At 59.3% G+C, this 24,898-nt stretch carries 22 protein-coding genes and 2 pseudogenes; 8 read left to right on the plus strand and 16 right to left on the minus strand.

The annotated features are described in order from the left end of the window. Positions 1-20 precede the first annotated feature (20 nt). Entirely contained in the window at positions 21-1,238 is a 1,218-nt protein-coding gene (locus CATRI_RS07265; protein WP_290216165.1) for a DUF2029 domain-containing protein, read from the plus strand. Here the strand turns inward: CATRI_RS07265 and CATRI_RS07270 are convergent. From CATRI_RS07270 to CATRI_RS07330, 13 genes are all read right to left on the minus strand, one after another. Further along, positions 1,209-1,655 (minus strand): hypothetical protein, encoded by a 447-nt coding sequence (locus CATRI_RS07270; RefSeq protein ID WP_290216166.1) that lies wholly within the window; start codon positions 1,653-1,655, stop codon positions 1,209-1,211. The two genes, CATRI_RS07265 and CATRI_RS07270, sit on opposite strands and share 30 nt — an antisense overlap. Next, positions 1,652-2,746, minus strand: coding sequence for a glycosyltransferase family 4 protein (locus CATRI_RS07275; protein WP_290216167.1), 1,095 nt, complete (start codon positions 2,744-2,746; stop codon positions 1,652-1,654). The genes CATRI_RS07270 and CATRI_RS07275 overlap by 4 nt, the downstream gene beginning before the upstream one ends. Then, positions 2,743-3,621, minus strand: coding sequence for a phosphatidylinositol mannoside acyltransferase (locus CATRI_RS07280; protein ID WP_290216168.1), 879 nt, complete (start codon positions 3,619-3,621; stop codon positions 2,743-2,745). Before CATRI_RS07280 ends, CATRI_RS07275 begins: the two co-directional genes overlap by 4 nt. Beyond that, positions 3,621-4,271, minus strand: coding sequence for a phosphatidylinositol phosphate synthase (pgsA, locus tag CATRI_RS07285; RefSeq protein ID WP_290216169.1), 651 nt, complete (start codon positions 4,269-4,271; stop codon positions 3,621-3,623). The genes CATRI_RS07280 and pgsA overlap by 1 nt, the downstream gene beginning before the upstream one ends. Next, entirely contained in the window at positions 4,264-4,866 is a 603-nt protein-coding gene (locus CATRI_RS07290; protein ID WP_290216170.1) for an ATP adenylyltransferase, read from the minus strand. The genes pgsA and CATRI_RS07290 overlap by 8 nt, the downstream gene beginning before the upstream one ends. Continuing rightward, positions 4,826-6,883: a threonine--tRNA ligase gene (thrS, locus tag CATRI_RS07295; RefSeq protein ID WP_290216171.1), complete on the minus strand. Its 2,058-nt coding sequence runs from the start codon at positions 6,881-6,883 to the stop codon at positions 4,826-4,828. The genes CATRI_RS07290 and thrS overlap by 41 nt, the downstream gene beginning before the upstream one ends. Positions 6,884-7,024: 141 nt before the next feature. Next, positions 7,025-8,263 carry a Dyp-type peroxidase gene (locus CATRI_RS07300; protein WP_290216172.1) on the minus strand — a complete coding sequence of 413 codons (1,239 nt, stop codon included), beginning with the start codon at positions 8,261-8,263 and terminating at the stop codon, positions 7,025-7,027. 21 nt (positions 8,264-8,284) lie between these two features. Further along, positions 8,285-8,869, minus strand: a complete 585-nt coding sequence (locus CATRI_RS07305; RefSeq protein ID WP_290216173.1) for a copper chaperone PCu(A)C — start codon at positions 8,867-8,869, stop codon at positions 8,285-8,287. Between the two features lie 8 nt (positions 8,870-8,877). After that, the gene (locus CATRI_RS07310; RefSeq protein WP_290216174.1) at positions 8,878-9,414 is read right to left on the minus strand and encodes a copper resistance CopC family protein; all 537 of its coding nucleotides are present in this window, start codon (positions 9,412-9,414) and stop codon (positions 8,878-8,880) included. A gap of 199 nt (positions 9,415-9,613) precedes the next feature. Beyond that, on the minus strand, positions 9,614-10,294 hold the full coding sequence (locus tag CATRI_RS07315) for a potassium channel family protein (protein ID WP_290216175.1): 681 nt from the start codon (positions 10,292-10,294) through the stop codon (positions 9,614-9,616). After that, positions 10,287-11,621 carry a TrkH family potassium uptake protein gene (locus tag CATRI_RS07320; RefSeq protein WP_435384197.1) on the minus strand — a complete coding sequence of 445 codons (1,335 nt, stop codon included), beginning with the start codon at positions 11,619-11,621 and terminating at the stop codon, positions 10,287-10,289. Before CATRI_RS07320 ends, CATRI_RS07315 begins: the two co-directional genes overlap by 8 nt. 141 nt (positions 11,622-11,762) lie before the next feature. After that, on the minus strand, positions 11,763-13,292 hold the full coding sequence (locus tag CATRI_RS07325; RefSeq protein ID WP_290216177.1) for an IS1634 family transposase: 1,530 nt from the start codon (positions 13,290-13,292) through the stop codon (positions 11,763-11,765). A 252-nt stretch (positions 13,293-13,544) separates the two neighbouring features. Beyond that, positions 13,545-13,922, minus strand: a complete 378-nt coding sequence (locus CATRI_RS07330) for a hypothetical protein (protein ID WP_290216178.1) — start codon at positions 13,920-13,922, stop codon at positions 13,545-13,547. Here CATRI_RS07330 and CATRI_RS07335 point away from each other — a divergent pair, their 5' ends adjacent. After that, positions 13,923-14,183: a helix-turn-helix domain-containing protein gene (locus CATRI_RS07335; protein ID WP_353959717.1), complete on the plus strand. Its 261-nt coding sequence runs from the start codon at positions 13,923-13,925 to the stop codon at positions 14,181-14,183. It begins immediately after the preceding gene. Positions 14,184-14,263: 80 nt separating this feature from the next. On the opposite strand, the gene CATRI_RS07340 is transcribed toward CATRI_RS07335, so the two are convergent. Beyond that, positions 14,264-14,707 (minus strand): hypothetical protein, encoded by a 444-nt coding sequence (locus tag CATRI_RS07340; RefSeq protein WP_290216179.1) that lies wholly within the window; start codon positions 14,705-14,707, stop codon positions 14,264-14,266. Positions 14,708-15,693: 986 nt separating this feature from the next. On the opposite strand from CATRI_RS07340, the pseudogene CATRI_RS07345 reads away from it, so the two are divergent. The 4 genes and pseudogenes from CATRI_RS07345 to CATRI_RS07360 form a co-directional block, all read left to right on the plus strand. Continuing rightward, a pseudogene (locus CATRI_RS07345) lies at positions 15,694-16,710 on the plus strand (recombinase family protein); the annotation flags it as partial. 174 nt (positions 16,711-16,884) lie between these two features. Beyond that, the gene (locus tag CATRI_RS07350; protein ID WP_290216183.1) at positions 16,885-18,033 is read left to right on the plus strand and encodes a tyrosine-type recombinase/integrase; all 1,149 of its coding nucleotides are present in this window, start codon (positions 16,885-16,887) and stop codon (positions 18,031-18,033) included. Between the two features lie 190 nt (positions 18,034-18,223). Beyond that, positions 18,224-18,406 carry a hypothetical protein gene (locus CATRI_RS07355; RefSeq protein WP_290216185.1) on the plus strand — a complete coding sequence of 61 codons (183 nt, stop codon included), beginning with the start codon at positions 18,224-18,226 and terminating at the stop codon, positions 18,404-18,406. Between the two features lie 542 nt (positions 18,407-18,948). Next, positions 18,949-21,999: a hypothetical protein gene (locus CATRI_RS07360; protein ID WP_290216186.1), complete on the plus strand. Its 3,051-nt coding sequence runs from the start codon at positions 18,949-18,951 to the stop codon at positions 21,997-21,999. 28 nt (positions 22,000-22,027) lie between these two features. On the opposite strand, the pseudogene CATRI_RS07365 reads toward CATRI_RS07360, so the two are convergent. Further along, positions 22,028-22,258: pseudogene (locus CATRI_RS07365) on the minus strand (IS30 family transposase); the annotation flags it as partial. 130 nt (positions 22,259-22,388) lie between these two features. Beyond that, positions 22,389-23,000, minus strand: a complete 612-nt coding sequence (locus CATRI_RS07370; RefSeq protein ID WP_290216188.1) for a hypothetical protein — start codon at positions 22,998-23,000, stop codon at positions 22,389-22,391. A gap of 144 nt (positions 23,001-23,144) precedes the next feature. On the opposite strand from CATRI_RS07370, the gene CATRI_RS07375 reads away from it, so the two are divergent. Together CATRI_RS07375 and CATRI_RS07380 are read left to right on the plus strand one after the other, a co-directional pair. After that, entirely contained in the window at positions 23,145-23,747 is a 603-nt protein-coding gene (locus tag CATRI_RS07375) for a hypothetical protein (protein WP_290216190.1), read from the plus strand. Continuing rightward, positions 23,744-24,796, plus strand: coding sequence for a helix-turn-helix domain-containing protein (locus CATRI_RS07380; protein ID WP_290216192.1), 1,053 nt, complete (start codon positions 23,744-23,746; stop codon positions 24,794-24,796). The genes CATRI_RS07375 and CATRI_RS07380 overlap by 4 nt, the downstream gene beginning before the upstream one ends. Positions 24,797-24,898: the final 102 nt, after the last annotated feature.

Below are 24,898 nucleotides of genomic sequence, written 5' to 3' on the forward strand. Positions count from 1 at the left end.
CCAAGGTTACTATTCCCATCATGCTCAATTGGAAGTCCGTGGCCGGCGTGTGGCTCGGCTGGGCCATCGCCCGCCTGGGTTTGGTGGCCCTCCTCCTCGTCGACCCCGACACCGCCGGTGATGTTCATTACTACTTTTCCGGTGTTTATGGCCCCGACCCCACTGTCATGACGGAGTACCCGCACGCCGGCGTGTGGCCCGTCCACCTGCTCGCCGTGCTCACTGGGGAGAATGCGGAACTATTCCGGTGGGCTTTCCCCGCCATGTGTCTGCTTATCGACGCCGTCTTCCTCACCCTCCTCCTCCGGTTCGGCGGTGCCCGCCGCTTCCAGGCAGGGTGGTTCTGGGTGGCATTCGGCCTCGCCGTCGGGCCGGTCCTGGTGCAAAGGCTGGACCTGTTCCCCGGGCTGCTCGTCGCGGCTTTCGCCGCTTTGCTCACCCGGCACCCGCGCATCGCCCCGGCCCTCCTGGCCGGTGCTGCGGCAGTAAAGCTCTGGCCCGCTGCTCTGGCCGCCACGTTGGTGGGTGGCTGGAAATCCTCGGCGACGTGGATCAGGCTTGGCGTATTCTTTGGCACCTTAGCGGCGCTGAGCGTGTTCACCGCCCTCACATCCGGAGTAGATCGCCTGCTCAGCCCCCTGGAGTACCAGGGAGACCGCGGGCTGCAGATCGAATCCCTCGTGGCTACTCCGTTCATGGTTGCGGCTCACTTCCAGCCCGAGGCCTACACCATCGAGTACGCCACCTCGAAGAGCTTTGAGATCTCCGGCCCCGGCACCCCCGCCGCCGTCGGAATCATTGATGCCCTCATGTACGGCTGCCTCCTCGCCGCCATCGTGTGGGCGGCCTACCTATTCTTTACTCAGCGCTGGAATCCGCGCCCCGCGGTGGCCTTCGCCCTGGTGATAGTGCTCGTACTCATCGTCACCAACAAGGTTTTCTCCCCGCAGTACACCGTGTGGTTCGGTCCCCTCATAGCGGTGTGCTTGTGCCTCTCGGCCTCCCGATACGTCCGAAACATGGCGTGGCTCTCCGTCGCCATTGCGGGCCTGAGCCTTTTGATCTTCCCCTTCCTCTACGACCCGCTGTTCATGGACATTGGCTCACAGGCCGGAGCGGTATCCCTGGTAGTCCTGGTTAGCCGCAACGTTCTCATGCTGGCGCTCACCGTCCTATCCCTGGCTTGGCTGGCGGAGGAAAGTCGACGTTTAGGTCCGGTACTCGAAAAACTCCGGTAGCGGCGCGGTACCGCCGAGCCGCAGCACTCGGACGGCGGGGCGCAGGCGCAACGCCCGCGTATCGGCGACCGCCTCATTATAAAAACGGTGGGCTAGCTGCACGCGGACTTCAGCATCAGCCAATTGGACGGGCACCCTTCCCACCACCGGCTCCAGCGCTTTAGTCAGTTCGGACTCCCTTCCGATCCTTTCCTCGAAGTTGCCGCTAGCCAAGGGAACTGCCTCGGCTGAGGCGGCTATTTCTCGGGCCTCGGGAATAACGACGGCGACCACCGCGGCGCGGCGATCGAGAGCAGCCTGCAGGGACGCCAGGGCCGCGTCGGTTCGGATGTGGAGGCGATTGAGGCGCTGGGCAGTGAAGTAGGCCCACAGAGCAATGGCGGTAAGGACAATAGCCAGCAGAATGTACCAGATCATCGGACCACTCCCACTGTCGTGCCATCCGCCACAGTCTCATATACCTGCAGGACATCACCGGCCACGGTGTCCCAGTCGTATCGCCGGGCACGGGTCGTGCCGGCGGTGATGAGCTGTTCGCGCTGGGCGCGGTCGTCGATAAGCTCTGTCAGGGCGGCGGCCAACGCCGACGCAGAACCGGTCTCGAAGAGCCGACCCGCGGGATGATCAGAGGCGGCGTCACAGACGCTGGCGAAGGCCTCCAGATCACTGGCGACGACCGCGCACCCCGCCGCCATCGCTTCCACCAACACGATGCCAAAGCTCTCACCGCCGGTGTTCGGAGCGACATAGATATCCGCGCGGCCGAGGATCTCGGCCTTCTCTTCGTCGCTGACTCGGCCGACGAAGTCCACCCCGGGGACCTCACGGTGCTTTCCCCCACCGATGACGGTGACGCGGATGTCGCGGCCGACGGTAAGGAGGGCCTCCAGGAGGATATCGAGACCCTTGCGGGGTTCGTCGAGGCGGCCCAAAAAGACGATTTCTACTGGGGCGCCGTCCACCGGCGGAATGCGGCTGGCGGCGTAGCGCGACGTATCAACTCCGTTGGGGATGAGCACCGGGTCTCCCCCCAACTGTTCAACTTGCCAACGGCGAGCCATCTCTGACACCGCGATGCCCCCGCGGATCTTCTCCAACGAGGGACGAAGGATTGGGCGGGCGACCAGCAAAGCAAGTGAGCCCGCGCTTGAAGCATGGTAGGTGGCCACAATCGGACCGGTGGCGATACGCAAGGCCGCCAATGAGAAGCTCGGCGAATTCGGTTCGTGGATGTGGAGCACATCGAACTGGCCCTCGGTGATAAACGTCCGCAGGCGTTCAGTTACGTGCCGGCCAATGGCCAATCGCGCAACGGAACCGTTGTAACGAATGGACACGGAACGACCACCCTTGGTGACAAAATCGGGCAGCTCCGTGTCATCGTTGGCGGGGCCAATCGCCTCGACGTGGTGACCTCGGTTGATGAGTTCCTGCGCCAAGTCCAGGATGTGGGCTTGCACCCCGCCCGGCAGGTCAAAGGAATAAGGGCAAACGATGCCGACTCTCATCCCTGCCTCCTTGTCACATCGGCCGTCCATTGAGGTTGGAGCATATGCCAATCAGCTGGATGGCGTGCGATGCTAGCCGCGAAGTGATCGGCGATGCGTTGAGTCGTGGCGCCGAGCCCATCCAACGTCACCTCCGGGGAAACGGAAAACCCCCAGCCCTTGGGGGTGAACCAGCAATGCACGGCGTGTAGGGCGGCCCCGGTTTCCAGGGCCAATTGCGCCGGACCAGCCGGCATAGTGGTTGCCTCTCCGAACAACTGCACGGGCACGCCTTTTTGCTTGAGGTCTCGCTCCCCCAAGAGACAAACGACGCCGCCGTCGTTGAGCACCTCCCGCAAGCGCGGGAAGGGTGGCGTGCCACCCGTATGGGCTAGGACCTCGAAGCCGAGGGACTGCCGATAGTCCACGAAGGCGTCGAAAAGCACCTCCGGCTTGAGGCGCTCGGCGACGGTGGCGAATTGCCCGTACTGATGAACCAGGAAGAGCCCAGCCATGTCCCAATTTCCCGAATGCGGGAGCGTGAGCACGACGCCACGCCCGGACGTGATGGAAGCATCAAGGTCCGCTAAGCCCTCCACACTGTTAACCAGCTGAGCTAAGAGCTCCGGATCGTCCTTCATTGCCGGAAGCCGGAAAGCCTCGAGCCAGTAGCGGGCATAGGAACGAACCGATTCACGCACCAGCTCGGCGGTGACGTTTTCCGCCCCCACCACCCGGGTGAGGTTCTTCCGCAACTGCTCCATTCCCCGGCCATTCCTACTTGCCTTATCTGCACCGAATTGGAACAAGAACTGCGACACCGGCAGGGGCAAGCGACGAACAATCGACCATCCCGCCAGATAACCCATCGCTACGGGATCAAGGCTAGCCCGCATCAGTGGGCAGCCTCCTTAGCCCCAGCTGGCGGTGCGATGACATCTTGGGCATCGGGTGACTTCGCGGCAATGACCAGACGCTGAACAATGGTGATGGCGGAACCAACTGCCAAGATCCACAACGCCACATCGATGGCGTAGGGAACACCAAGGCCCTGCAGACCGATGCCGCCGAGGCCCAAGATGAGTCGCTCGGGCCGCTCCACCAGCCCACCGACCATAGTGAAACCGCTGGCTTCACCGCGAGCCTTGACATAGCTAATGACCTGGGAGGACACCAGCACCACGAAGGAAGCGACGACCAGCGAGGGGTGAGCATCATAGGAGTAGATGAGCCACCAGGTGATGGCGGCAAACAACGCGCCATCGGTGATACGGTCGCACGTCGCATCGAGGGTCGCACCGAACTTCGTTCCGCCCCCGCGCAGGCGAGCCATAGTGCCGTCGACCATATCGAAAGCGGCGAACAATCCGGATAAAGCAGCCGCCCAAACGAGGTGGCCGGTGGGGATGAACACCACGGCGATGACAATGGTGATAATGGCCCCTGCCACGGTGACCACGTTCGGGCTCAGACCCAACTTGAGCATGGCCTTCGCGGCGGGTTCAACAATGACTGCGGCCGGCTTGCGACCGTGAACGCTAAGCATCGTCCATCTCAATCCAGGCCTGCGCCAACAGGGCCCTCGTGTCCCGAAGTAACTGTGGCAAGACCTTCGTGCCGTCAAGAATAGTAAGGAAGTTGGCATCCCCCGACCAGCGAGGAACCACGTGCATGTGCAGGTGATCCCCCACCGAACCGCCGGACGCCTTACCTAAGTTGAATCCCACGTTGATGCCCTCCGGGCGGGAAATCTGCTTGAGCGCGCGTACCGCCCGCTGGGCAAAAGCCATCAACTCATGTGATTCCTCCACCGTCAGGTCTTCCAAGTTGGCGACCTTGCGATAAGGGATGATCATGAGGTGCCCGGCGTTGTACGGATAGAGGTTGAGGATGGCGTACACCGTCTGCCCACGGGCAATGATCAGCGCCTCCTCATCCGTCAACTGCGGGGCCACCAAAAACGGGTCGGCCGGGCGGTTGAACTCACCATCGTCCGGACACTTCTGGATGTATCCCATCCGGTAAGGCGCCCATAACCGGGTCAGCGCATCATTGACACCGACGCCGGTATCGACGTATTCCCCATTTGTCGAAGGCGAGTCAGCGGCGGGCTGCAAGAGACTGCTCACTCGGTTGTTCATTAATGCGCTCCTTCACCCACGCATTGATGAGCTCCACGGCTTCGTCCACCGGCACGCCATTGACCTGGGTGCCGTCGAGGAAACGGAAACTCACGGCGTCGGCCTCGACGTCGCGGGCACCCGCCAGCAGCATGAAGGGCACCTTGCCGGTGGTGTGATTGCGGATCTTCTTCTGCATGCGGTCATCCGAGGTGTCGACATTCGCGCGAATGCCCCGCTGGCGCAGCCGGGAAGTGACCTTCTCCAGGTGCGGGGAGAAATCGTCGGCCACGGGAATGCCGATGACCTGGTGCGGGGCCAACCACACCGGGAAAGCACCGGCGTAGTGCTCCAGCAGGACGCCAAAGAAACGCTCGATGGAACCAAACAGCGCGCGGTGAATCATGATCGGGCGCTTCTTCGTGCCATCGGATGCGGTGTACTCCAGGTTCATCCGCTCGGGCATGTTGAAGTCGAGCTGCACCGTCGACATCTGCCAGGTGCGGCCGATGGCGTCGCGCGCTTGGACGGAGATCTTCGGGCCGTAGAACGCGGCACCCTCCGGGTCCGGCACAAGCTCCAGCCCGGAGTTGGTAGCCACTCGCTGCAGGATGTCGGTGGAGCGCTCCCAGATCTCATCGGACCCCACGAACTTGTTCGGGTCTTTCGTGGACAGCTCAAGGTAGAAATCGTCGAGACCATAATCCTGGAGCAGAGAGATGATGAAGTCGAGAACGCTAGTCAGCTCCTGCTCCAACTGCTCATCGGTGCAGTAGATGTGGGCATCATCCTGGGTGAATCCGCGGGCGCGCGTCAGGCCGTGGACGACGCCGGACTTCTCGTAACGGTATACGGTGCCGAACTCGAACAGGCGCAGCGGCAGTTCGCGGTAGGAACGTCCCCGGGAATCAAAGATGAGGTTGTGCATGGGGCAGTTCATGGGCTTGAGGTAGTAATTCTGGCCCGGCTTGGTTTCCTTGCCGTCAGCGTCATATTCCGCGTCGACCTGCAGGGGCGGGAACATACCGTCCTTGTAAAAGCCGAGGTGCCCCGACTTCTCGTACAGGTCCGCCTTGGTGATGTGCGGGGTGGTGACGAAGGAGTAGCCGTCTTGGATGTGGCGGCGGCGCGAATGCTCCTCCATCTCCTGGCGGACGATCGCGCCATTGGGGTGGAACACAGGCAGGCCGGAACCAATCTCGTCCGGGAAGCTGAACAGGTCCAGCTCGTTGCCCAGGCGGCGGTGATCACGCTTTTCCGCTTCAGCCAGCATGAGCTGGTACTCCTCCAGCGCCTCCTTCGTCTCCCAGGCGGTGCCGTATACCCTCTGCAGGTCAGCGTTGTCCTGGTTGCCGCGCCAATAGGCTGCCGACGACCGCGTCAGTGCGAACGCCGGAATGTAGCGGGTCGTCGGGATGTGCGGTCCGCGGCACAGGTCCGACCACTCGACGTCATTCGTTCGCGGGTTGACGTTGTCGTAGGCGGTCAGTTCGCCGGCGCCGACCTCCGTCGCCTCATCCGAATTGGGGTCAACGTTGCCCTTGTCGTGGATGAGTTCCAGCTTGAAAGGCTCATTCTTCAGCTCTTCCGCCGCGGCCTCCGCAGAGGCGTAGAGGCGTCGCTCGAAGCGCTGGCCGGACTTGATGATCTTCTTCATCCGCTTTTCCAGCGTCTTCAGATCTTTCGGGGTGAAGGGCTCCGCGACCTGGAAGTCGTAGTAGAAGCCGTTCTCGATGGCCGGGCCGATACCAAGCTTCGTGCCAGGGAACTCCGCCTGCACCGCCTGAGCAAGCACGTGCGCGCAGGAGTGACGAATGACGCTGCGACCAGCCTCGGAGTTGGCCGCAACCGGGGTGAATTCACCAGCTGTGTCCGGAACGTGGGACAGGTCCTTGAGGTTGCCCTCCGCATCCCTTACGCAGACGATAGCGTCGGCACCCTTATTCGGAAGCTCCAGCTCCCGCATGGCGGTTCCGACAGCAGTACCTGCTTCTACGCGGAAGGAGGGGTGCTCGATGACAGAGGTGACATTCACCATGGTTGTACTGCGCTCCTAGACTTCGTTCACGCAGGCGGCGGCATACCTGGCCGTCACCTGCTCAACATGTGGGCACGTTGGCGACCGGAGCCGCAAAACGTTCGTCGATCATCCTACCCCCTCACCCACACACTTCCGGATTTATGCGTCCGCGAGCACACCTTCAGCCCAGAATCGATCTCGTTCCCGGCCATCGGCACTGGTCCCGGGCGGAATCCAATACACTGCTGAACCGATGTGGGTAATCCACTCATTGAGGCGATCCGATTCGTCCAACCGTTCCTGGATGGCAGTGAACTGGGCAATAGGATCGCGCTGGAAGCAGATGAACACCAGGCCCGAGTTAGACAGCTGCTCGCTGCCGGGTTCCGGGGCCAGGTCATAGTTATAGGCGCGACGCAGGAGGCGCTGCTCCGGGTGCCCTTCCACCGGCCGCGAACGCGCCATGTGGCTGTCTTTATCTATCACTGGCAAACCAAACTTATCGACGGCCGCGAAATCCGCATTATCAAACTCGTTGTCGCCGGTCAGGGGGGCACCATTGTCTAGTCGTCGTCCTACGGACTCCTCCCGAGAGGCGCGATCAAGCATCTCCCAGGTGTCCATGTTCATGTTGATCCGGCGGACGACCAGGCAGGTCGATCCTTGCTGCCAGGTAGGCGCATCATCGATCCACACCTGCTCATCAAATTGCTCCGAGCTGCGGGGATTGACGGTGCCATCAACTTGTCCGAAGAGATTGCGCGGGGTCGTACCCTTTTCAACAGAGCCGTTTGCGTGGAGAAAACCCTGTTGAATCCACGCCACCCTGGCGTAGTCGACCCCGGATCGCACTAGGTGTCGCGTGGCATGCGCCACCATGAGGGGGTCATCCGAACAGATCTGAATCACCAGGTCAGTCTGACCCCACGCGGGATCAAGCTTGTCCCGGCTGAAGGGCTTGATAGGAGCCAACCATTCTGGCTTCTCGGCGTCGAGCCCCGCCTTTGTGAAGGCCCCTTCACCGAGGCCACAGGTAATGGTGAGGTTAGCTGGCGAGATAACCAATTCCGGTTCGAGACTGCCCAGGGGCGTCTCACCCGTACTAAGGGAGCGCGAGTCCTCCGTCCAGGAGCGCATGAGGCGAGTCAGGCCAGCCCGGTCCACGCCGTCAACGAGGTTGAACCCGATGAGGTTGAGATTAGACTGGGCCGGCGTACCAATGCCAGCCTGATGGACATCATCGAAGGCAACGATGGCGTCCTGCAGATACGCATTCGTGTCATGTCCCTGCGACATCACTGGCTGCTCTTCTTGACCGTTAGCGCATCCCACCAGTGCCGCGCCGCCCGCGGTGACACTCAGCCCGGTAAGGAAGCCCCTGCGGGACATCGACGACATGAACTCGCGCTCCTCTACTACTTAGTTGGAACCGTGGGCTGGAGCATGGCCGACCAATTCGCCGTCAGCACCGTAGTTCTCGTCACCGGAGTTGATCGTGCGCACGGGAACGTTGGGAACTTCAATGGTGGTGCCATCGCCGAGCTCGATAACCAGATTGATCTCGCCTCCGGCCGGGATCTCTTCCTTATGGTCGAGGATCATCAAGTGATCTCCACCCGGCACGAGTTCGTGAGTTCCACCTGCCGGAATGACGATGCCGCCTTCCTTCTCGCGCATCACTCCATCGACCACTTCATGGACCTCATACTTGGCATCATCGAAGTCGGCCTTGAAACCGACGACGTTCACCTCGTGATCGCTGAAGTTGTGGAACACGCCGAAAATTCCGGTCATATCCTTGTCCGTCCCCTTGGCACGAACAAACGCATTGGTGAAGGTGACGCTGTCTTCGACGTCAGCATGGGCGACAGTAGACGGCGCCGCTGCGGAAGTGGCGGTGTTGGCCTTGGATTCAGAGGCGCTTTCCCCCGCCGGGCTGCAACCAGCAAGTGCGAGGCCAGCAATGACGATGGCAGATAGTGCGATTCGACCGCGAGTGAACATTATTACTCCTAATTGTTGTTTCGGCCCTTGAAAATCACCATTGTGATGACTCCCAGCAATGCGATAGCTCCCAAGCCAGCAATCAACCACTTGCCCAAGCCAGTCTCCTCGGGTTCTTCACTATCGACGACCGCCGAAGTCGTCTCCGCAGTCCCCTCCTCGCCGACACTAAACGTCGTCATGCCGCGGGTGGAGTGCCCATCGGAGGAAGTGATCTGGAAGCCGATCCGGTATTCACCGTCTCCCGCGTCAAGGCTTGCGGGAAGCTCCAGGGTGGCGAATCGACCATCGGTCGTGGGCTCACCTGTGAACAAGATGTCGCCCGATTCGACATTCGAAATGGCAAATGTGTTGAAGTCGTCTTTGATGTTGCCGGAGAACTCCAAAGTCACCTTGTCGGGGAATTGCTCCAGCACGGTCCCGTTGGCAGGGTCGCCTCCGATGACGGAGTCGTGGGCGAACGCCGCTGGCGCACCGACCGTCAGTAAACCAGTTGCCGCCAGGGCAACGGCACTGTGCACCACGGAGACTCGGGACAACTTCACGATTGATTAACTACCTTCACTGGTTTGGGAGTCACGATACCCGCTAGGTGGCGAGCATCATTAGAACAGTCGTATCGCCGCATCCACTAGTTCCCGACCAAATGGTCAGTAGGCATCATGGCGAGGCCTGAGTCACTCCGTTTCTATCTGCAACCTGCGGGAAGACCTCCATCCGGGGTGTGCGTGATCTCCAGCACACCTAGCTCTGTCCAGCGAAATCCTCAATCGTCTCCACTCGCCCCGCCACGATGATCAAGTCTCCAGCACGCACGACGTCATCATTTTCAGCCCGGTGAAAGCACCCATTGGGGTCCCGCAGCGCGAGGATCTGAATTTTTCCACCTGTGCGAGCGTGGATCTGCGCCACCGTTTGCTCCAATTCGGAGACTGGCGGCGCAATCTTGGCCACAGCGAAGTCCCTGTCGAACTCGAGGTAGTCCTGCAGCTTTCCACCCATGAGGTGCGCCACGCGACGGCCCGAGTCGGCTTCGGGTCTAATTACGTGATGCACCCCAATCTGACGCAGGATCTTCGCGTGGGCGTCATTGTCAGCCTTCGCCCAGACTGAAGCCACCTTCATATCCACCACCGCAGAGGCAGTTAGGAGAGAGTTCTCAACCTTGCGGCCAATGGCGATAACCACCCGACTCGACTCCTCGATCCCCAGTTGTCGCAGAACCTCCGGGTTCGTCGTGTCCGCCGTGACCACATGGTCAAAAGTTGCAGACACCTCCTGAACGATCTTCGGGTCAGCATCGACACCCAAAACTTCAACGCCACCGGCGATGAGTTCCATGCCGAGAGCGCGTCCAAATCGTCCCAGACCGAGGATGAACACGGGCCCGCGATCGCGAGATGATTGACGAAATTGCTTAAGCAATGAACGGCCTTTCTACAGGGTATTCAAACTGACGCGGACGTGATCGTCCAGCCAACGCAGACGCCAGGACCAATGGCCCCACACGCCCCGCATACATAAGGACAATAAGGATGAGTTGCGCCGGAGCCGGCAAATTTGGCGTGATGCCCGTCGACAATCCCACTGTGGCAAAGGCACTTACTACATCAAACAAAATCTGGTCAGACGTAAACTGCGGAGCGATAAACAAGATCGCCATGGTAGACAAGGCCACCATGCCTACCGCCGCCGTCAATACCGCCAGGGCCTGACGAATGATCCGCCCTTCAATGGATCGACCGTGCACTGAAACCGAGTCACGCCCCATTACTTCAGCGATGATCGCCGCGAGCAGCACGGCAGCCGTAGTGATCTTTACGCCGCCCGCCGTACCACCGGAGCCACCACCGATGAACATGAGGAAGTCGGTGCCCAACAGCGTCGACGGGTGGAAATCGGCGTAATCCACCGCATTAAACCCCGCCGTACGGGGGCTGACACTGGCGAAGAAAGCATTGAGGATTTTCTCAGCGGAATCCAGATGCGCAAACGCTCCCCGCCACTCGGCGACAGCAAAAAGCACCGTTCCGCTGAGCGTCAGAAACAGCGTGCCGACGAACGTGAACCTCGCCGTCAGGCTCCACCGGCGAGGATGGAAGCCCAGCAGGCGGCCACGCGTGCGTCGATACGCCTCAAGCAAAACTGGAAAACCCAACCCGCCCACCATGAGCGAAAATGCCAGCGGCAGGAGCACCCACGCATCTGCGGCAAAGCCGATGACGTTATCTGTGTAGAGTGCAAACCCAGCATTGTTGAAGCTCGAAATCGCGTGGAACAACCCCTCCCACAAGGACCTGCCCAAGGAGTATCCATACCCGATGTGAAATCGGAAGGCCAACACCACCGTGACGACCGCTTCCGCCAACAACGTGAAGAGTATCGTCGCCCGAATAACCCAAGACACCTCACCGAGGTCAACACCGCGCCCTTCCGCGCTCGCCCCTAGCCGCTGCTGCAACCCAAGGCGGCCAGCGAGGAAGAGTCCAAGGAGGGAAGCCAAGGTCATGAACCCTAGGCCGCCCAACTGAATCAGGAGCATAATGGTGATCTGCCCGGCCAATGACCAGTGCGTGGCCGTATCGACCGTGATCAGACCAGTTAGACACGTGGCTGAGGTTGACGTAAAAAATGCGTCGAGAAACGACGTCGGAGTGCTGCGAGAAGCCCACGGCATCATCAGAGCGACGGTGCCCAAGAGGATGACTCCGAAGAAGCCCATAGCTACTCCGGTAGTCGGGCGAACCCGCAATCGAAAAGACATGGACAGAATCGTAGACCTACTTTCATCTACGCGGAATCGGAACTATTTCTCAACGGCCGACCATCAACATAGTCCCAGTTAAATAGGCAATTCACCGCAGCACTTGCATGTGTCCTGACTTAGGCCAAATTAGTCAGACAGACGAGGAAGCTTATCCAGGATCTCCTCAACCTCAGCAGGAACCGGGGACTGCGCATAAACAGTCTGACCGGCAACCTCAATAGTGAACGATCGGTACTTCTTCAACGTTCTCACCAGCCGCTTCAACGACAACCCCGAGCGCTGCTCCAACACATGACCCACAGCCATCGCCGCCATCACAATCGTCAAGTGCGCATCAATGGAATCCTTCTTCCGATGGAAGATCGGCCGGGCCTTCAGATCCGACTTCGCCATCCGAAACGCCTTCTCAATCTTGAACAACTGCCGATACGCCCCGATGACCTGCTCAGGATTCAGATCTACCCGTGAGGTCTCATAGCCTTTGACCCCAGCTAGTGCGCGGTGTTTATCCGCTAAGGTGTGGTTGACCTGCTTATTCGGGGCTTTCAAGTCCACATAGCGGTTGCGTTTGACCGGCACTTGACCTGCGACAGCTCGCTGCGCTTTCGCTACCTGCTCATCGATCCCTTTCAAGGTCCGGCGTGCCCGATCCCAGGAATACTGGTAGTAGGTCACCGAATGCGGGATACCATCGGGTCCACGGCCCGTGCGGTCAGCAAACCTCCATACTTGCCCGTCGGTGTAGGACGCCCCGGGATTGGCCTGCCTCCACACCTGGATCGGATAGGGAATGTCACGCTCCCGAGTACCGAGGATGTAGTGCAGTCCGGCATCCACGACGGCTTGTTTATTACCGGCGGAGAACATCCCGGCGTCGGCGACGATGGTGATGTCATCAAGCTGATAAGCATCCTTGAGCCGATCAATCATCGGCAACATCGTCTGGGTTTCGGCTTTGTTCCCCTCGAACGCCCCGATCGCTACGGGGAACCCAGCGGCATCAGACAACAACCCGACGGTGATTTGGGGTTCCAGGCGACGCTCCTTCGAAAATCCTGGTTTCCGCAGGTCGTCGTCTTTGTCTGTTTCGAAGTACAAGGTCGTGACATCGTAGAGGACCATCACGCCTGGGCCGATCCCAGCATGGGTGGCAAGTGCCTTTGTGACCTGGTCGCGGAAGGCGGTGGTGGCGTAGACGGGTAGGCGTCGTTGGATGGTGCGGTAGGAGGCAGAGGCGACACCGATTTCGGCGAGGGTTTCGATGGATTCGAACTTCGAACCGGGGTGGATGATCCGTGCGGTGACTAGGTCGTAGAAGACTGGGTCATGATCGGTGGCCTCGTGTAGTCCCAGCTGGTGGTAGGCGCCGTGGATGGCGTTGATGAGGTGGTTGGCGCGTTCGCTGGTAATGGGTACGGGATTATCCACCGCGCCTGTCCCGGCTGGCATGGTGACCTCGTCGTTTAGTCCTAGGTCGAGGCCTATTTGATCGCCGTCGATCATGCGTTGGGCGCGGGCGAGAAGGAGGCTAAGTTCCTCATCAGTGTGGGCGGAGCCAAGGTGATTAAGAACCGGCTTTCGATTCCGATACCCCCAGATGACCTGCACAGCCGTGGCACCGGACGCAGTCGGTACGGTGCGGATCTTCGGTGGCATGATTCACAGCCTACTGCCACCCCCACTGCTACCCGCTTAGTCTGACAAACAGCCCCTCACACCGCCAAAATGCCCAGGCCCAGACGTCAAGATGATCTGCGCCACACCAAAATGGCCTAAGTCAGGTTAAATAGGCAATTCACCGCAGCACTTGCATGTGTGGCAAGTCAAAAGAACCTAGACCACCACCCATGAAACACACGACTCGCAGCCTCAACAGAAGGCGAGCAGGCAGTGGAAAAGGCCTGCAGGTTAGCCGAGGGCAATGACCAATGTTGCTACCGCCAACGCGGCACTGACCGGCGCCATCGCCCACCGCTCGGCTGGGCTTCGTGAAATCCCATTCAACAAGATGCTCAGAGTAAAAAATACGAACAGCGCCCAAGTGAGGATCACCACCGCCACGCTGCTTCCGCCAGGAATCACCCCAGCCCGACAGAGAAGAATAGCCCCAAATACTAAGTAGATCAGCACTGTAATGAGGCTGCTGAGGCGCAACCGCTGAGGCAGCACGCGGTGTTGTCCTCCCCATACCCATCGCCCCAAAGGGAGGCCCGCTGCCACGAGTAGTTGCAGGACTGCCAGGGCAGCGATTAGAGCAAGCGCAATGGCTAGCGCGATCATCGTCATTTGGGTATCCCTCCGATCCAGTACTCTAGCTCAGCGGATCTCCAACGAACGGTAGGACGGAATCTCCGTGCCTACCGTCTGGAGAGAGGCCTCTCCCAAGAAGACTTCGCGGAAGTCCTCGGAGTCCACCGCACCTACATGGGCGGTGTAGAACGAGGCGAGCGGAACTTGACGCTGCGGAGTGTGGAGAGGATCGCGGAGAGGCTCGGAATCTCAGCGATGCAACTGATGAATTTTCAGCCAAGCCACAGCAGTTGCTAGTTGGTGACCGAGTCGCTGCTACACACTACGAAACTAAAGAACCCTGAGCATTTCCACGAACGTCTATGCGGCAATATATTTCACGCCGTAAGGTTACCGTGGACAGCCTTCTGTACGACATCGTAGGAACCCAGGGCCGCAATCGCCTCATATACAGAATCAAGTGCCGATGACTCCGGATCTTGACCGCTTGCAAAAACGGCAGATGAAGCTGCCCGGGCTTTCATAAATGAATGAAGGTAATCAATTTCGGAAGCCTCACCCCGGTCGGCTGCTTCCTGGATTTTCCATGCCTCCTCATCCAGCCTTTCTACGAGTTGAAGCGCAGAGGATGTGGTTATACTAAGTTGTTCAGCTGCAATTCTGTCGCACCTGAGAAGATTCCAGGAGGGTTCAAGTTCATTGGGAAAAGCAGATAACGCCAACTCAGAAACCGCCAATGCGATTCTCCTCTTCTGGCCATCGTTGGCATTAATAATAACTTCTGCGAGTTCTGGATAGCATGAGGATAGCCTGCTCACCATCCGCCTCCTTTCAGCTGGCCTGCAGTTTGACCGCCTGAGTCAACAATTGACCCGGCACAAGCACCGCAGATTGGCCTTCCGGCACCAACCGCCACGACTTCATATCCATGATCGGTAGCCCACCGTACAATATCGGCCTCTGCGTGACCAGTACCGGGAACCTTAATTTCGCCCGGCTGTAATTCAACTCCTGGCCTCAGATATCCGTTAGGCTCGCTCGTTGAGATCACCCTAATTTCCTTGCCGGTTGAATCCCTCAAGAGTCCAGCCTCCATGGTAATTCTTCTCCGAGAAGCTTCCGGAAGGCTAGCCTGTAACTGAGCAGTCCGTTCACTTGCCCAAGACTTCGCTTCCGCTCCTGACATATGAGCGGGTAGCGCTGAGCCGATTCGAGAATTTTCATCCGTTCTAATTATGGATGCATTTGGTGAGATTTGCAAGCGATTCATAAAGGAATAGGCCGCATTTCTCACTGAGGGCGGGAGAAGTCGTCCAACGTATCTCGCCGCGCCACCGACTGCTGCACCAATGCTGGGAGCTGCCGCCCCGAAAGCGGCACTTCCCAGCCCCAATAAGCCAGATGTTCCTGCTCCCCAGAGCCATCCGGAAGCACCAGCTTCAACGTAGCCCCAATTAGTCTTGCGTCCAGGTTGCAAGTCATAGGCCGCGACTGATCCTGCTGCTCCGCCTACAGCACCCGCGAGGAGGCCTGCGCCTACCGCGCACCCCACTCCCGCGCCACAGCCAGTTCCCACAACCACCGCAGCCACAGCGAATGCCGCCGCCACTCCAACAAGACCGGCTCCGACATTCCGCCAAGTATCCTTCTTCCAGCTGAATGGATTCCACCAGTCGAGCCCCAAACGGTCGACGTAGGTGGTGGGATTCTGTGTAACGAATCCCGCACGTCTGAGCGAGTCAGGCTCGTCTAGAACCCCGCGCGCACGGTCAACTCCCATCCACCCCGCCAACCCGTCAGCAGCTCGAAGATGGCACAGATACTTCGCGACCCGTATTACCTCGGGATCGTGACCTACAAGGGACACACCTACCCCGGTCGACACCAGCCGCTGGTGTCAGAAGCGCTGTTCGCCAAGGTGCAGGAGTTCCTGGCGGCGCGCGGCGTAGCCGGGGAGCGCCGCCGCGAGCACCACCACTACCTCAAAGGCAGCCTCTTCTGTGGCCGCTGCTGGCGGGAGCGGGAAGTCCTCCGCCGTATGGTCCTCCAACGCACCGTGGGACGCCACGGCAAGGAGTACTTCTACTTCTTCTGCATGGGCATCCAGGACAAGACCTGCGATGCACCGCACGTCAATATCCATCGCGTCGAGAAGGCAGTCGAAGACCACTACCAAACCATCCGGTTCTCACCGGACTTCCTCGCATCCTTGCGATCTCTCATGGCAGAGACCGTGGCCGACACCGACAAAGCCGCAAAAGTGCGCCACGACCAGATCGCAAAGCAACTCACGTCGCTCGACGCCAAGGAAGAGAACCTCCTCGACCTGGCTGCCGACAGCGCCCTGCCCAAGACCAAAATTCAGCAGCGCATCCGTGACATCGAACTCGACCGCCGCAAACTCCGCGCCGAACTGGAACAGTCAGCCGAAGATCTCGCCTCGGGAGCCGAGCACATCGAAGAGTGCCTCTCGTTCCTGGCTGAGCTCCCCCAGCTCTACCTTGCGGCCGACCACCACGTCCGGCGGGAGATCAACCAAGCCGTCTTCACGCATCTCTTCGTCATCGACGATGAGGTGACCGACTACGGCCTAGGCGGTACCTTCAGCAGCCTCCACGGTGCCGAACGTGGCTGGGAGCGCCACCAAACGACCCAAAGACCCAGCCGACGCCCTTTCGCTCGCCACGGCCGCCCAAACGGCTCACATCGTGCCGAGGCCACGCACAACTGCCCGAACGTCTGCAAACGCAAACAGGGTCGCCCCGAAGGACGACCCTGCCAAAACCTCGCGCTACCTGCTCGAATCCCTGCTTTTGGACGGTAATTCTAGTAAGCAGCGCATGGTGGTCCTAGCTGGGTTCGAACCAGCTAGTAATGATACGGTAGATACATTATCAATGCAGGTAGTAGTGTTGTAAGAGCGCCGGAAAGCGTCGTTGAATACCACGAAATGCCAACCTGAATACCACGCAGGTACCACGAGAATGAGGAAACTACCATGGCCCGCGAATCCTGGGGAATCATTGACCGTCTACCGTCCGGACGCTACCGCGCCCGTTACACCCACGACGGTGCCCGCTATAAGGCACCCGATACATTCGAGACCAAAACTCAGGCACGTGAATATCTTGCCGGGGAGCGCTCAGCTATTGCAGCTGGAACGTGGATTCATCCGGATGAGCGGGAGAAAGCCCGTAAGCAAGCCCAGCTGGCTCGTGACCGGGCCCAGATCACCTTCGGCGCATATGCGACCCGTTGGGTCACCACACGGACGAATGGGCGTGGCCACCCCATCAAGGTGTCGACCCGAGACGAGTACTTGAGGCTGATCGAGACTGGACGCCTTGCCTCCTGGTCAGAGACACCGCTGGCTGAGATCAACACTGCTGCCGTGCGCAACTGGTATGCCGAGCAGATCGCTACCGGGAAACTAACTGCTGCAGCCCGCGCTTACGACCTGATGAAGTCCGTGCTTAAGACCGCTGTGGAGGACGAGCTCATCGAAACCAACCCCTGCCGAGTCCGCGGTGGATCAACAGCAACCACAGGCAAGAAGGTCATCCCGCCGACCGACGACGAGCTGGACCAGATTATCGAGGCCCTGCCCGAGAAGTACCGGCCAGTTGCCGTCTTGGCTGCCGCCGGTGGTCTGCGCTTCGGCGAAATCATCGCCTTGACCCGCGACGACATCACTATCGAGCTGACTGACGACGGCGACATCGACGCCGTGCGGGTTGCCGTCACCAAGTCGATTGCCCACACAAAGAGGTCTGGCCGAGTCGAGGGTACGACGAAGAGTGAAGCGGGTGAGCGCGTGATCGCTATCTTCGGTGCCGACGCGGAGACCATTGCTGCCTATGCCAAAAAGACCGCCCCAGGTAAGCGCCTATGGCACGCTACCCGCGACCCAAATCAACCACTGCCGTACCACACGTTCGAACATAACTGGAAGAGAGCAGCAGCGGCCGTAGGCTCTATCGCAAACTTTCACTCATTGCGGCATTACAGCGGCACCCGCTACGCGCAGACCGGTGCGACGTTGAAGGAAACGATGGCCCGCCTCGGGCACAGCTCTCCCGTGGCTGCGATGCGCTACCAACATGCTGGTACTCGAGATGACGAGCTTGCGCGTCGCGCTGCGCGGTGACCCAGCGCAGCACAGCTGCGCTGACAGTATGTTTCATACCCGGTATTTCCCGTGAATAATTTCTGCTTACGGGGAAGAAGCATTCGACGAATTGATGGGGTAGTTGCTTCAGAGATCGTTCCTGCGTGCGGGGGAGAACGGGGGCTTCTTCGCACAGCGATAGAGGCTCGATGCAGTTGACCATGGGCACGTGGCCTTCGATGACGATGTCCTCAGTAACACTCAGGTCGCTGGCCTGGAGCCGAATCAAGTCCGCGCCTATAGCATCGCCAAGTTCCGGAAGTCCGTCACCTGTGAGGAGGCCAGCAACGAGGCAAGCAGCGTACGAGTGCTCCAAACGGACGCCACCCCCGCCCGTCGAGTAAAGGCTTGACCCAGTCAAAGTTCCCCGGTCACCGGGTACGGCTTTCGCTAACCACGCGCTGATGGAAGGGTTCGAGACAGCGAGCTGCCACAGGGTTGCCCGCTCCGATTTCCGTGAGGCGGAGAACCCCGCTTCTGGCAACGTGATCAACGCTTTATTGGCAGTCGTTGGCGACACGCCTAAGGCGGTCGCGACTTTGCGGCCGGAAAGCGGGAGGATGCCCTCGGAGAGCACTCTCATAACGCCGAACTCAGACTTACTGAGTATCGCTCGTAGCGTCTCCTCCGCTGTTGCCATGGCTCACACCCTAGTGTCCAGGTCCAAGTATGCTGGACATAGACACAAAAATAGCTCTTCGGCGGTTCGCCCCGGTGTCATGGAATGGAGTTACTCGGTAGCTCCAGGACTGGAACTCTCGGTCAAGGGTTTCCAGCGAGGCCACATTGAGGACGCCCGTAGCGGGGTTAACGCAACCATCGCGCTCACTAAAATAACCACGCGCACCGGGAGCATTGAGGGCCAAAGCGGCCAGGAACTGAGAGGATTTGTCTATGAACAGTATGGTACCCGAGCTTGAGACGTATATCTCCTTCCGCCTCGGTCAACTCAGCGAGCGCAACGAGCACCATACGTTCGAGACAATTGCAACGCGAATCGCGCGGAAGCGGGTTAGCGCTAACATCCTCGTCGCGAATGGGCCCGTCAGCGCCGGCGGAGACCAGCAAAGAGACGCAGAGAGCTACACGACGCGTATTCCCGATGAACTGCCGAATGCGGCTGGGTTCTCCGCTTCTGCTTCCACCTCACCTATGGTCATCGCGTGCACGGTCCAGAAGACAGGTCTGAAGAGGAAAATCCTAGATGACCTCGCAGGAATCTGCGCGGACGACGCGGCACCCGTTGAACTCGTAGCGTTTTTCAGCGTGCACTCGATTCCCGAAGCCGCCACCCATGAGGTCCAGGAGATTGCGCGGTCCACTTACGGTGTCACGCTGGACGTGTACAGCGGGATGAAGGTAGCCACGATCCTCGCCGAGCCCGACCTGGTCTGGGTAGCGCAGCACTACCTCGGCGTGCCCGCTGCCATGATACCTGAGCCCGAGGACGTCATCCCGGAGTGGTATGGAGAACTCCGAGATGCTCTGCGTCGCAATGACGGCCCGGTAGCGCTCACGCCTGCGACACAAGGGGAGATTACAGAGGCCCTCCGATTCGCGACCTGGGATGAGGTCGCGAACGCGGATCTCCCCGAGTGGCTGGACTTCATGGGTGCGTTCCTCGACAGGGACGCTGACGACGACACCGTTTTCCGCGCCTGCTACGAGATCGCAGTCGCCCGCTTCCGGGGCATGGGCGTCGCTGGAACAAGCGAGGATCTTATCCGCCGTGCCGTGAACTACGCCCTATCGAACACCCACACGAACATACTCGACGATGCTGTCACACTTGTTACCTACTGGGGAAACATGTGGATCGCGGGCGTGGCGACCGTCGCCGCGACTGAGATCGCAGCGGTGAGGGAAAAACTTCGGGAACACATCACTGCAGAGCTAACGGCAACGGACCGAGGCACCTATCCAGTTCGTTCCGCGGCCTTGACAGGCACACTCGTCTACCTGCATCTTCAGCCCAGGTGGGAACTTGCAGAGGAGAACGGATTCCGCCCGCCCAAGGCCGCCGTGGCGGCGCATGCCTGCGTGAAGCTGGATCCGGTGCAAGTCGATTCCTCTCTCGCGGATGGCCCCTTCGATCTAGATACCGCTATGCGATATCTCGACGACCTTGTCGATCTCTTGCCCCGAGCACGTCCATACTCAGCAAGCGGTGTCAGTCAGATCTTCAACATGTTCGCGCCCGCGGTCGCATCCCACCCGAGCTATGCGAAAGTGCGCGACGCGCTCGATGCCCGAGTCTCAGAAGTACAGGGCGACGCCGCCATCGCTGAACGATGCCGCGATCGCGCAATCGCGTTCGAGAGGGCCGGCCAACCCCTCGAGGCGCTCGCCGAACTGCACATAGCCAAGGCCCGGTGGTTCCATGGAGACTTGATGTATGGCACAGTGCTTGTCTCACGATACATCGCCAAGATCTACCTTGATCTGGGCTTGACCTATGCGGCGAAGATGTACGCCTGCGGCGCCACGATGATGGCGAACCAGAGCCCCGACGACGACGTCAAGACGCAGATACCCAAGGCACTCTTCCAGGCTGCCCGTGCCGCCCAGATGGCGGGCTGCTGGATCGATGCAGCCGCCCTGACAGAGATAGCCCTCCTCGCTCACAACTCGCACGCCACCAACCCGTTCGACCTCTCCAACCACCCAGACCTCGAGCACCACCATACGAACGAACTGATCGAGTACGTCGCCGTCCGCACCTTCTGGCCCGATATCGAGCCGTTGTTTCACCACGCGCATCAGACCACGGGCAGATACGAACTTCTCTCGGAGCAAGCGTTACATCCTGACGCAGCGATGCCCTTGGACGAGGAACGGTTCCAGGAGCTCGCGCGTGAGCAGTTAGCCGGGCCAGTCCTGGCTGACATCGGACCCACGCGCACGATCGACTTCGAAGCCCTCGGCGTACGGTGGGTCTTCAAATTCGACAACGACCACGTCTCGGTCCTGACAGCAGAGGGGCTCGTCGCTGCCTTCCAGGTCTTCCTCGCAGACGTCGCACGCTTCCATCCGGTAATTATCCGAGCGACAGCTCGCATCAGGGTAGAGACGACTCGCGGTGCCTCTCACGCCAGCAATGACGTGCGGTTCGATGATGACGGCGACGAAGTCTCGGTGCAGATCAATTGGTCTGACTCCACCGGCGATCTTGATGAGATCTCCCGATCAATCATCTCCATGAGCATCCAGCTTCTTGGCGAGGTGCACGCACGTCCAAGAGAAGACCTGATGGCACTCCTTGACTCGCTGGGCCGCGACGGGATCTTCCACAAGGTGCTGATGGGGCGCCCGTATAACGAGTCGGCCGATCTTCTGAGCGAGGAGCACTACGAGCGGTGCGCAGGAGCCACGCGGCCATCGTCCTCGGACGCGTTCACACCATCCAGTCATGAGTCGCTTGCAGCATCGACTCGCGAAGGTCCGGATTACAACCGAGCAGAGTCACTCGAACGCATCGAGCAGCGATACCGAACGGCTGAGAGCTGGAGCCTATCGCTCGCGGCGTTCCTCCAGGATCCGAGGGGACGCAATGCAATTGATCGGCTTCAGGCTGATGGATGGCTCGACTGGCAGATCTTGGTGACCTTCGTGAACATCGGCCTTAACTGGAGAATACAGCGGGAAGCGATCGACCCGATGTCGATCACCCCGCAGCAGATGCGAGAGCTCGCCACGCGTCCCGAGATTGAGTCGGAGCTTCGACTGCCCGTGGAGTTTATCCTTGAACATCTTGAGAACAATCTTTTCATTCAGGTCGCCAGCGTCGCGAGGAATTGGAAGCTTCAAACTCGAGGCGAAACCCCTGGCTCCGGTACCCTCCGCGACCTCCTTGTTCGCCGGTACCACTTTGGAGAAGACGACGTCCCATACACCAACCTGCTTGAGATCACTGCAGATGTTGAAGACCAGGCATCGCGAGGTTGATAGTTTGTTACGACTTGGGTTCAATTCGTCAATGCAATATTGCTTCATACTGCTCAGCGGGAGTGCGGAATCTAAGGATCTTCCAGGGACGGTTGTTGAGTCTGTCGGTCACCTAATTCAGATCAGCCTGGCTGAAGCCTTTCATCGATGTTTTCTACAGGAAATACTGGCGCAACAACCGGTTGGTGTTCTCGTTAGTTCCGCGTTGCCAGGGTGAGTGGGGATCAGCGAAATACACCTTCAACCCCGTACCGGCAGCGACGACCAGGACTACTTCGTGGCCAAGGCAACGGAGCACTGCCTCGACTCGAGCAGCCGGCACGTGTGCCGCAACTTCTAGGCAACGAATAACACCGCAACCAGCAGTATCGCTGATTACGGGGTTATTTTTACTCTGTAATCCTTGTGGAGCTGGGGAGAAGATTCACGACTTCCATCATCCAAGTCTCGTCCATCTCCACATCTTGAGAATCTAGGGCTTCCCCTTTTTCTTTAGCTTCTCGGATACGGCCACGAGCAGAAAGAAGTTCATTCGGATGACAGGCCATCGAGAACGCCTCATAACGTGCCTCATGGTTCTTCACCATGTCTCGCGGGGCGTGACGGTAGACAATCTCGATACGTTCCCCAGGGCTCAGCCCGAAACCCTGACTCCCGGACGTGCTAAAGACTTGGTTACTCCGCCCCTCCATGAAAAAACCATGGGGCTCTGCTCTGGGGCTCCGTTCAAAGAGTGCAGGGCCGTGGTGGTGAACATGACTACCACCGATAACGATGGGTTTAGCCCCGTTGTAGAACAGGTGGGCGGTCCCATCCCCAAGACCCGTGTCAAAGTACTCAAAAAGGGGCTTTGATCGTCGGGTCGCCCGCTTAACAGCCCACGCCACGATAAGTCCAGACACTATGCCGCCGAGCGTGGCTGAACCCAGATTGACCAGCACATCAACCCAGAGGGGCGGACCACTCGGCTCGGTTGGAATAATGAAGATCGATGGCAGCATGCGAACTAGTATCCCCCCCTGTACCCCGATCAAGATGTTTCAATTACAGTGATATTATCACTCTTCTGTGAAGTTATCACCGCATTTGAAACATGTAGTGATATTCTTAGCGTCAAAGAAACATCGAGTTCCCATGGAGGACGCATGATTGAGAAGATTCGTTCGGAGCTTTTGCCTCTTGCAGAAGAGTTCCAGACAGCGGGTGCCGACGGACTCCGTCGGGTTGCGGCTTCGCCCTACGACGGAGATCAGTGGAAAATTAAGCGTCTTCAGCGAAATCCCTTTCTCCATGGCCTGCGTCGCACCTTGCCAGAAAAGCTGGGCACTTTTGTGCTCGAGGCCGACCTTTACCCACAGAACCGACTCCTCTACCGGTCGCAGATCCACGAAGCTGAATTGATTTTCCGTCGTCGTGGCTCCCTTGACGCATACAAAAGTAAGCGTGAAGACGCAGCGTGGGCTTTGTTCCGGACGCCTGAACGAGTTTTCCCGCCACGCCCGGACGCACAGTTCCGACAGATCGCCTGTATCTGGGACCTCCCACTGCTAAATGAAGATCATGAGGCAGTTGGACCGTTTCCCTTTGTGGTCAAGGTTGCGAAACCAAACACTCTTCTGGGGCAGGGCCAGTGGGAGAGCGGGTTCGCGTTACTGCCCGAGCCCGGTATTATGCCAACTTCGGCGGAGTTCGATATGGATACTCCGGACTGGGATGTTGATGGGGAAGAGGAGGCAGAAGGACAGTGAACAATGCCCATCATCGCCTGCAAACGCTGCGGGCTCTCAATGGGCTTACGCAGAAGGAATTCGCAGCGATCCTTGGTGTGGGCCAGGCGCAATACTCTCAGATCGAAAAAGGTCTCCGCGCCCTGACTCCCGCCCACAAAGTGTCCACCAAGCTTCACTTCCATCTCGACTCCGACTATTTCGACGCGCCAGCGCTGACCTACACTGCAACATCACTGAACTACCGCCGCCAGAAGCTCAGCGTGCGGCATCTGAACATGGCTACCGCCACGTTCGGGCTCACTGAGCAGGCCGTTCGCTCCCCAGGTCAGAGCAATCCCCTGGATGTGCTAGCAACCACACCTGTTGCTTCTCGACGATCACTGGCGACCGTTGAAAAATTTGCTGCAGAGTCTCGTGCGCTCATCGGAATCAAACCTGATGCAGTTATCCATAATGTCACCCGCTGCCTCGACAAAATTGGCATCATCGTCACCGGCCTGAACAACCCGCTCCTACCCATGGAGCGGATCGACGGCATTTCCACGCCCGTCCGATCACAGGCGCCGTTCGTCACTGCCCTCAACTACAACGTCCCCGGCGACCGCTTACGCTTCTCCGCTGCTCATGAACTTGGCCACATCATGATGCACACTATCGGACATGACGGAAGCCTCGCGGATCGGGAAGCCGAGGCAGACATGTTCGCGTCAGCCTTCCTGCTCCCTCGAGAGCCCATGATGGACCTCATCTCTCCCGACTTCACGCTCGAGTCTTATGCCCGACTCAAGGCCAAATGGGGGGTGTCCATCCAGGCACTCGTGCGCCGTGCCCGAGATCTCGCCATCATCGATCACGATCGCTACCGCAGTCTCATGATCCAGATCAGCTCCCGTGGCTGGCGGAAGAACGAACCCGTGCATATTCCAGTCGAAATGCCTCTCACCCGCACACCCTCCCTTCCTGCCCTGGGGCACGAGGAGACAGTAGGGGAAGAGTCAGCCACAACAGCCCCGCAGCACACGTCATCCCAAGTGGCAAGCGTGATTAACCTCTTCGACAGGATCTAATCTTTCTACTCTGATGCCTGGCGATCTCTTGCTACGCTCGACAGGTAACACCGGAAGAAAACATGAGGAATTCCCTCTACCCAATCGGGTGGAGGGGTTAAT

Source organism: Corynebacterium atrinae, from assembly GCF_030408455.1.
Taxonomy (GTDB): Bacteria; Actinomycetota; Actinomycetes; order Mycobacteriales; family Mycobacteriaceae; genus Corynebacterium; species Corynebacterium atrinae.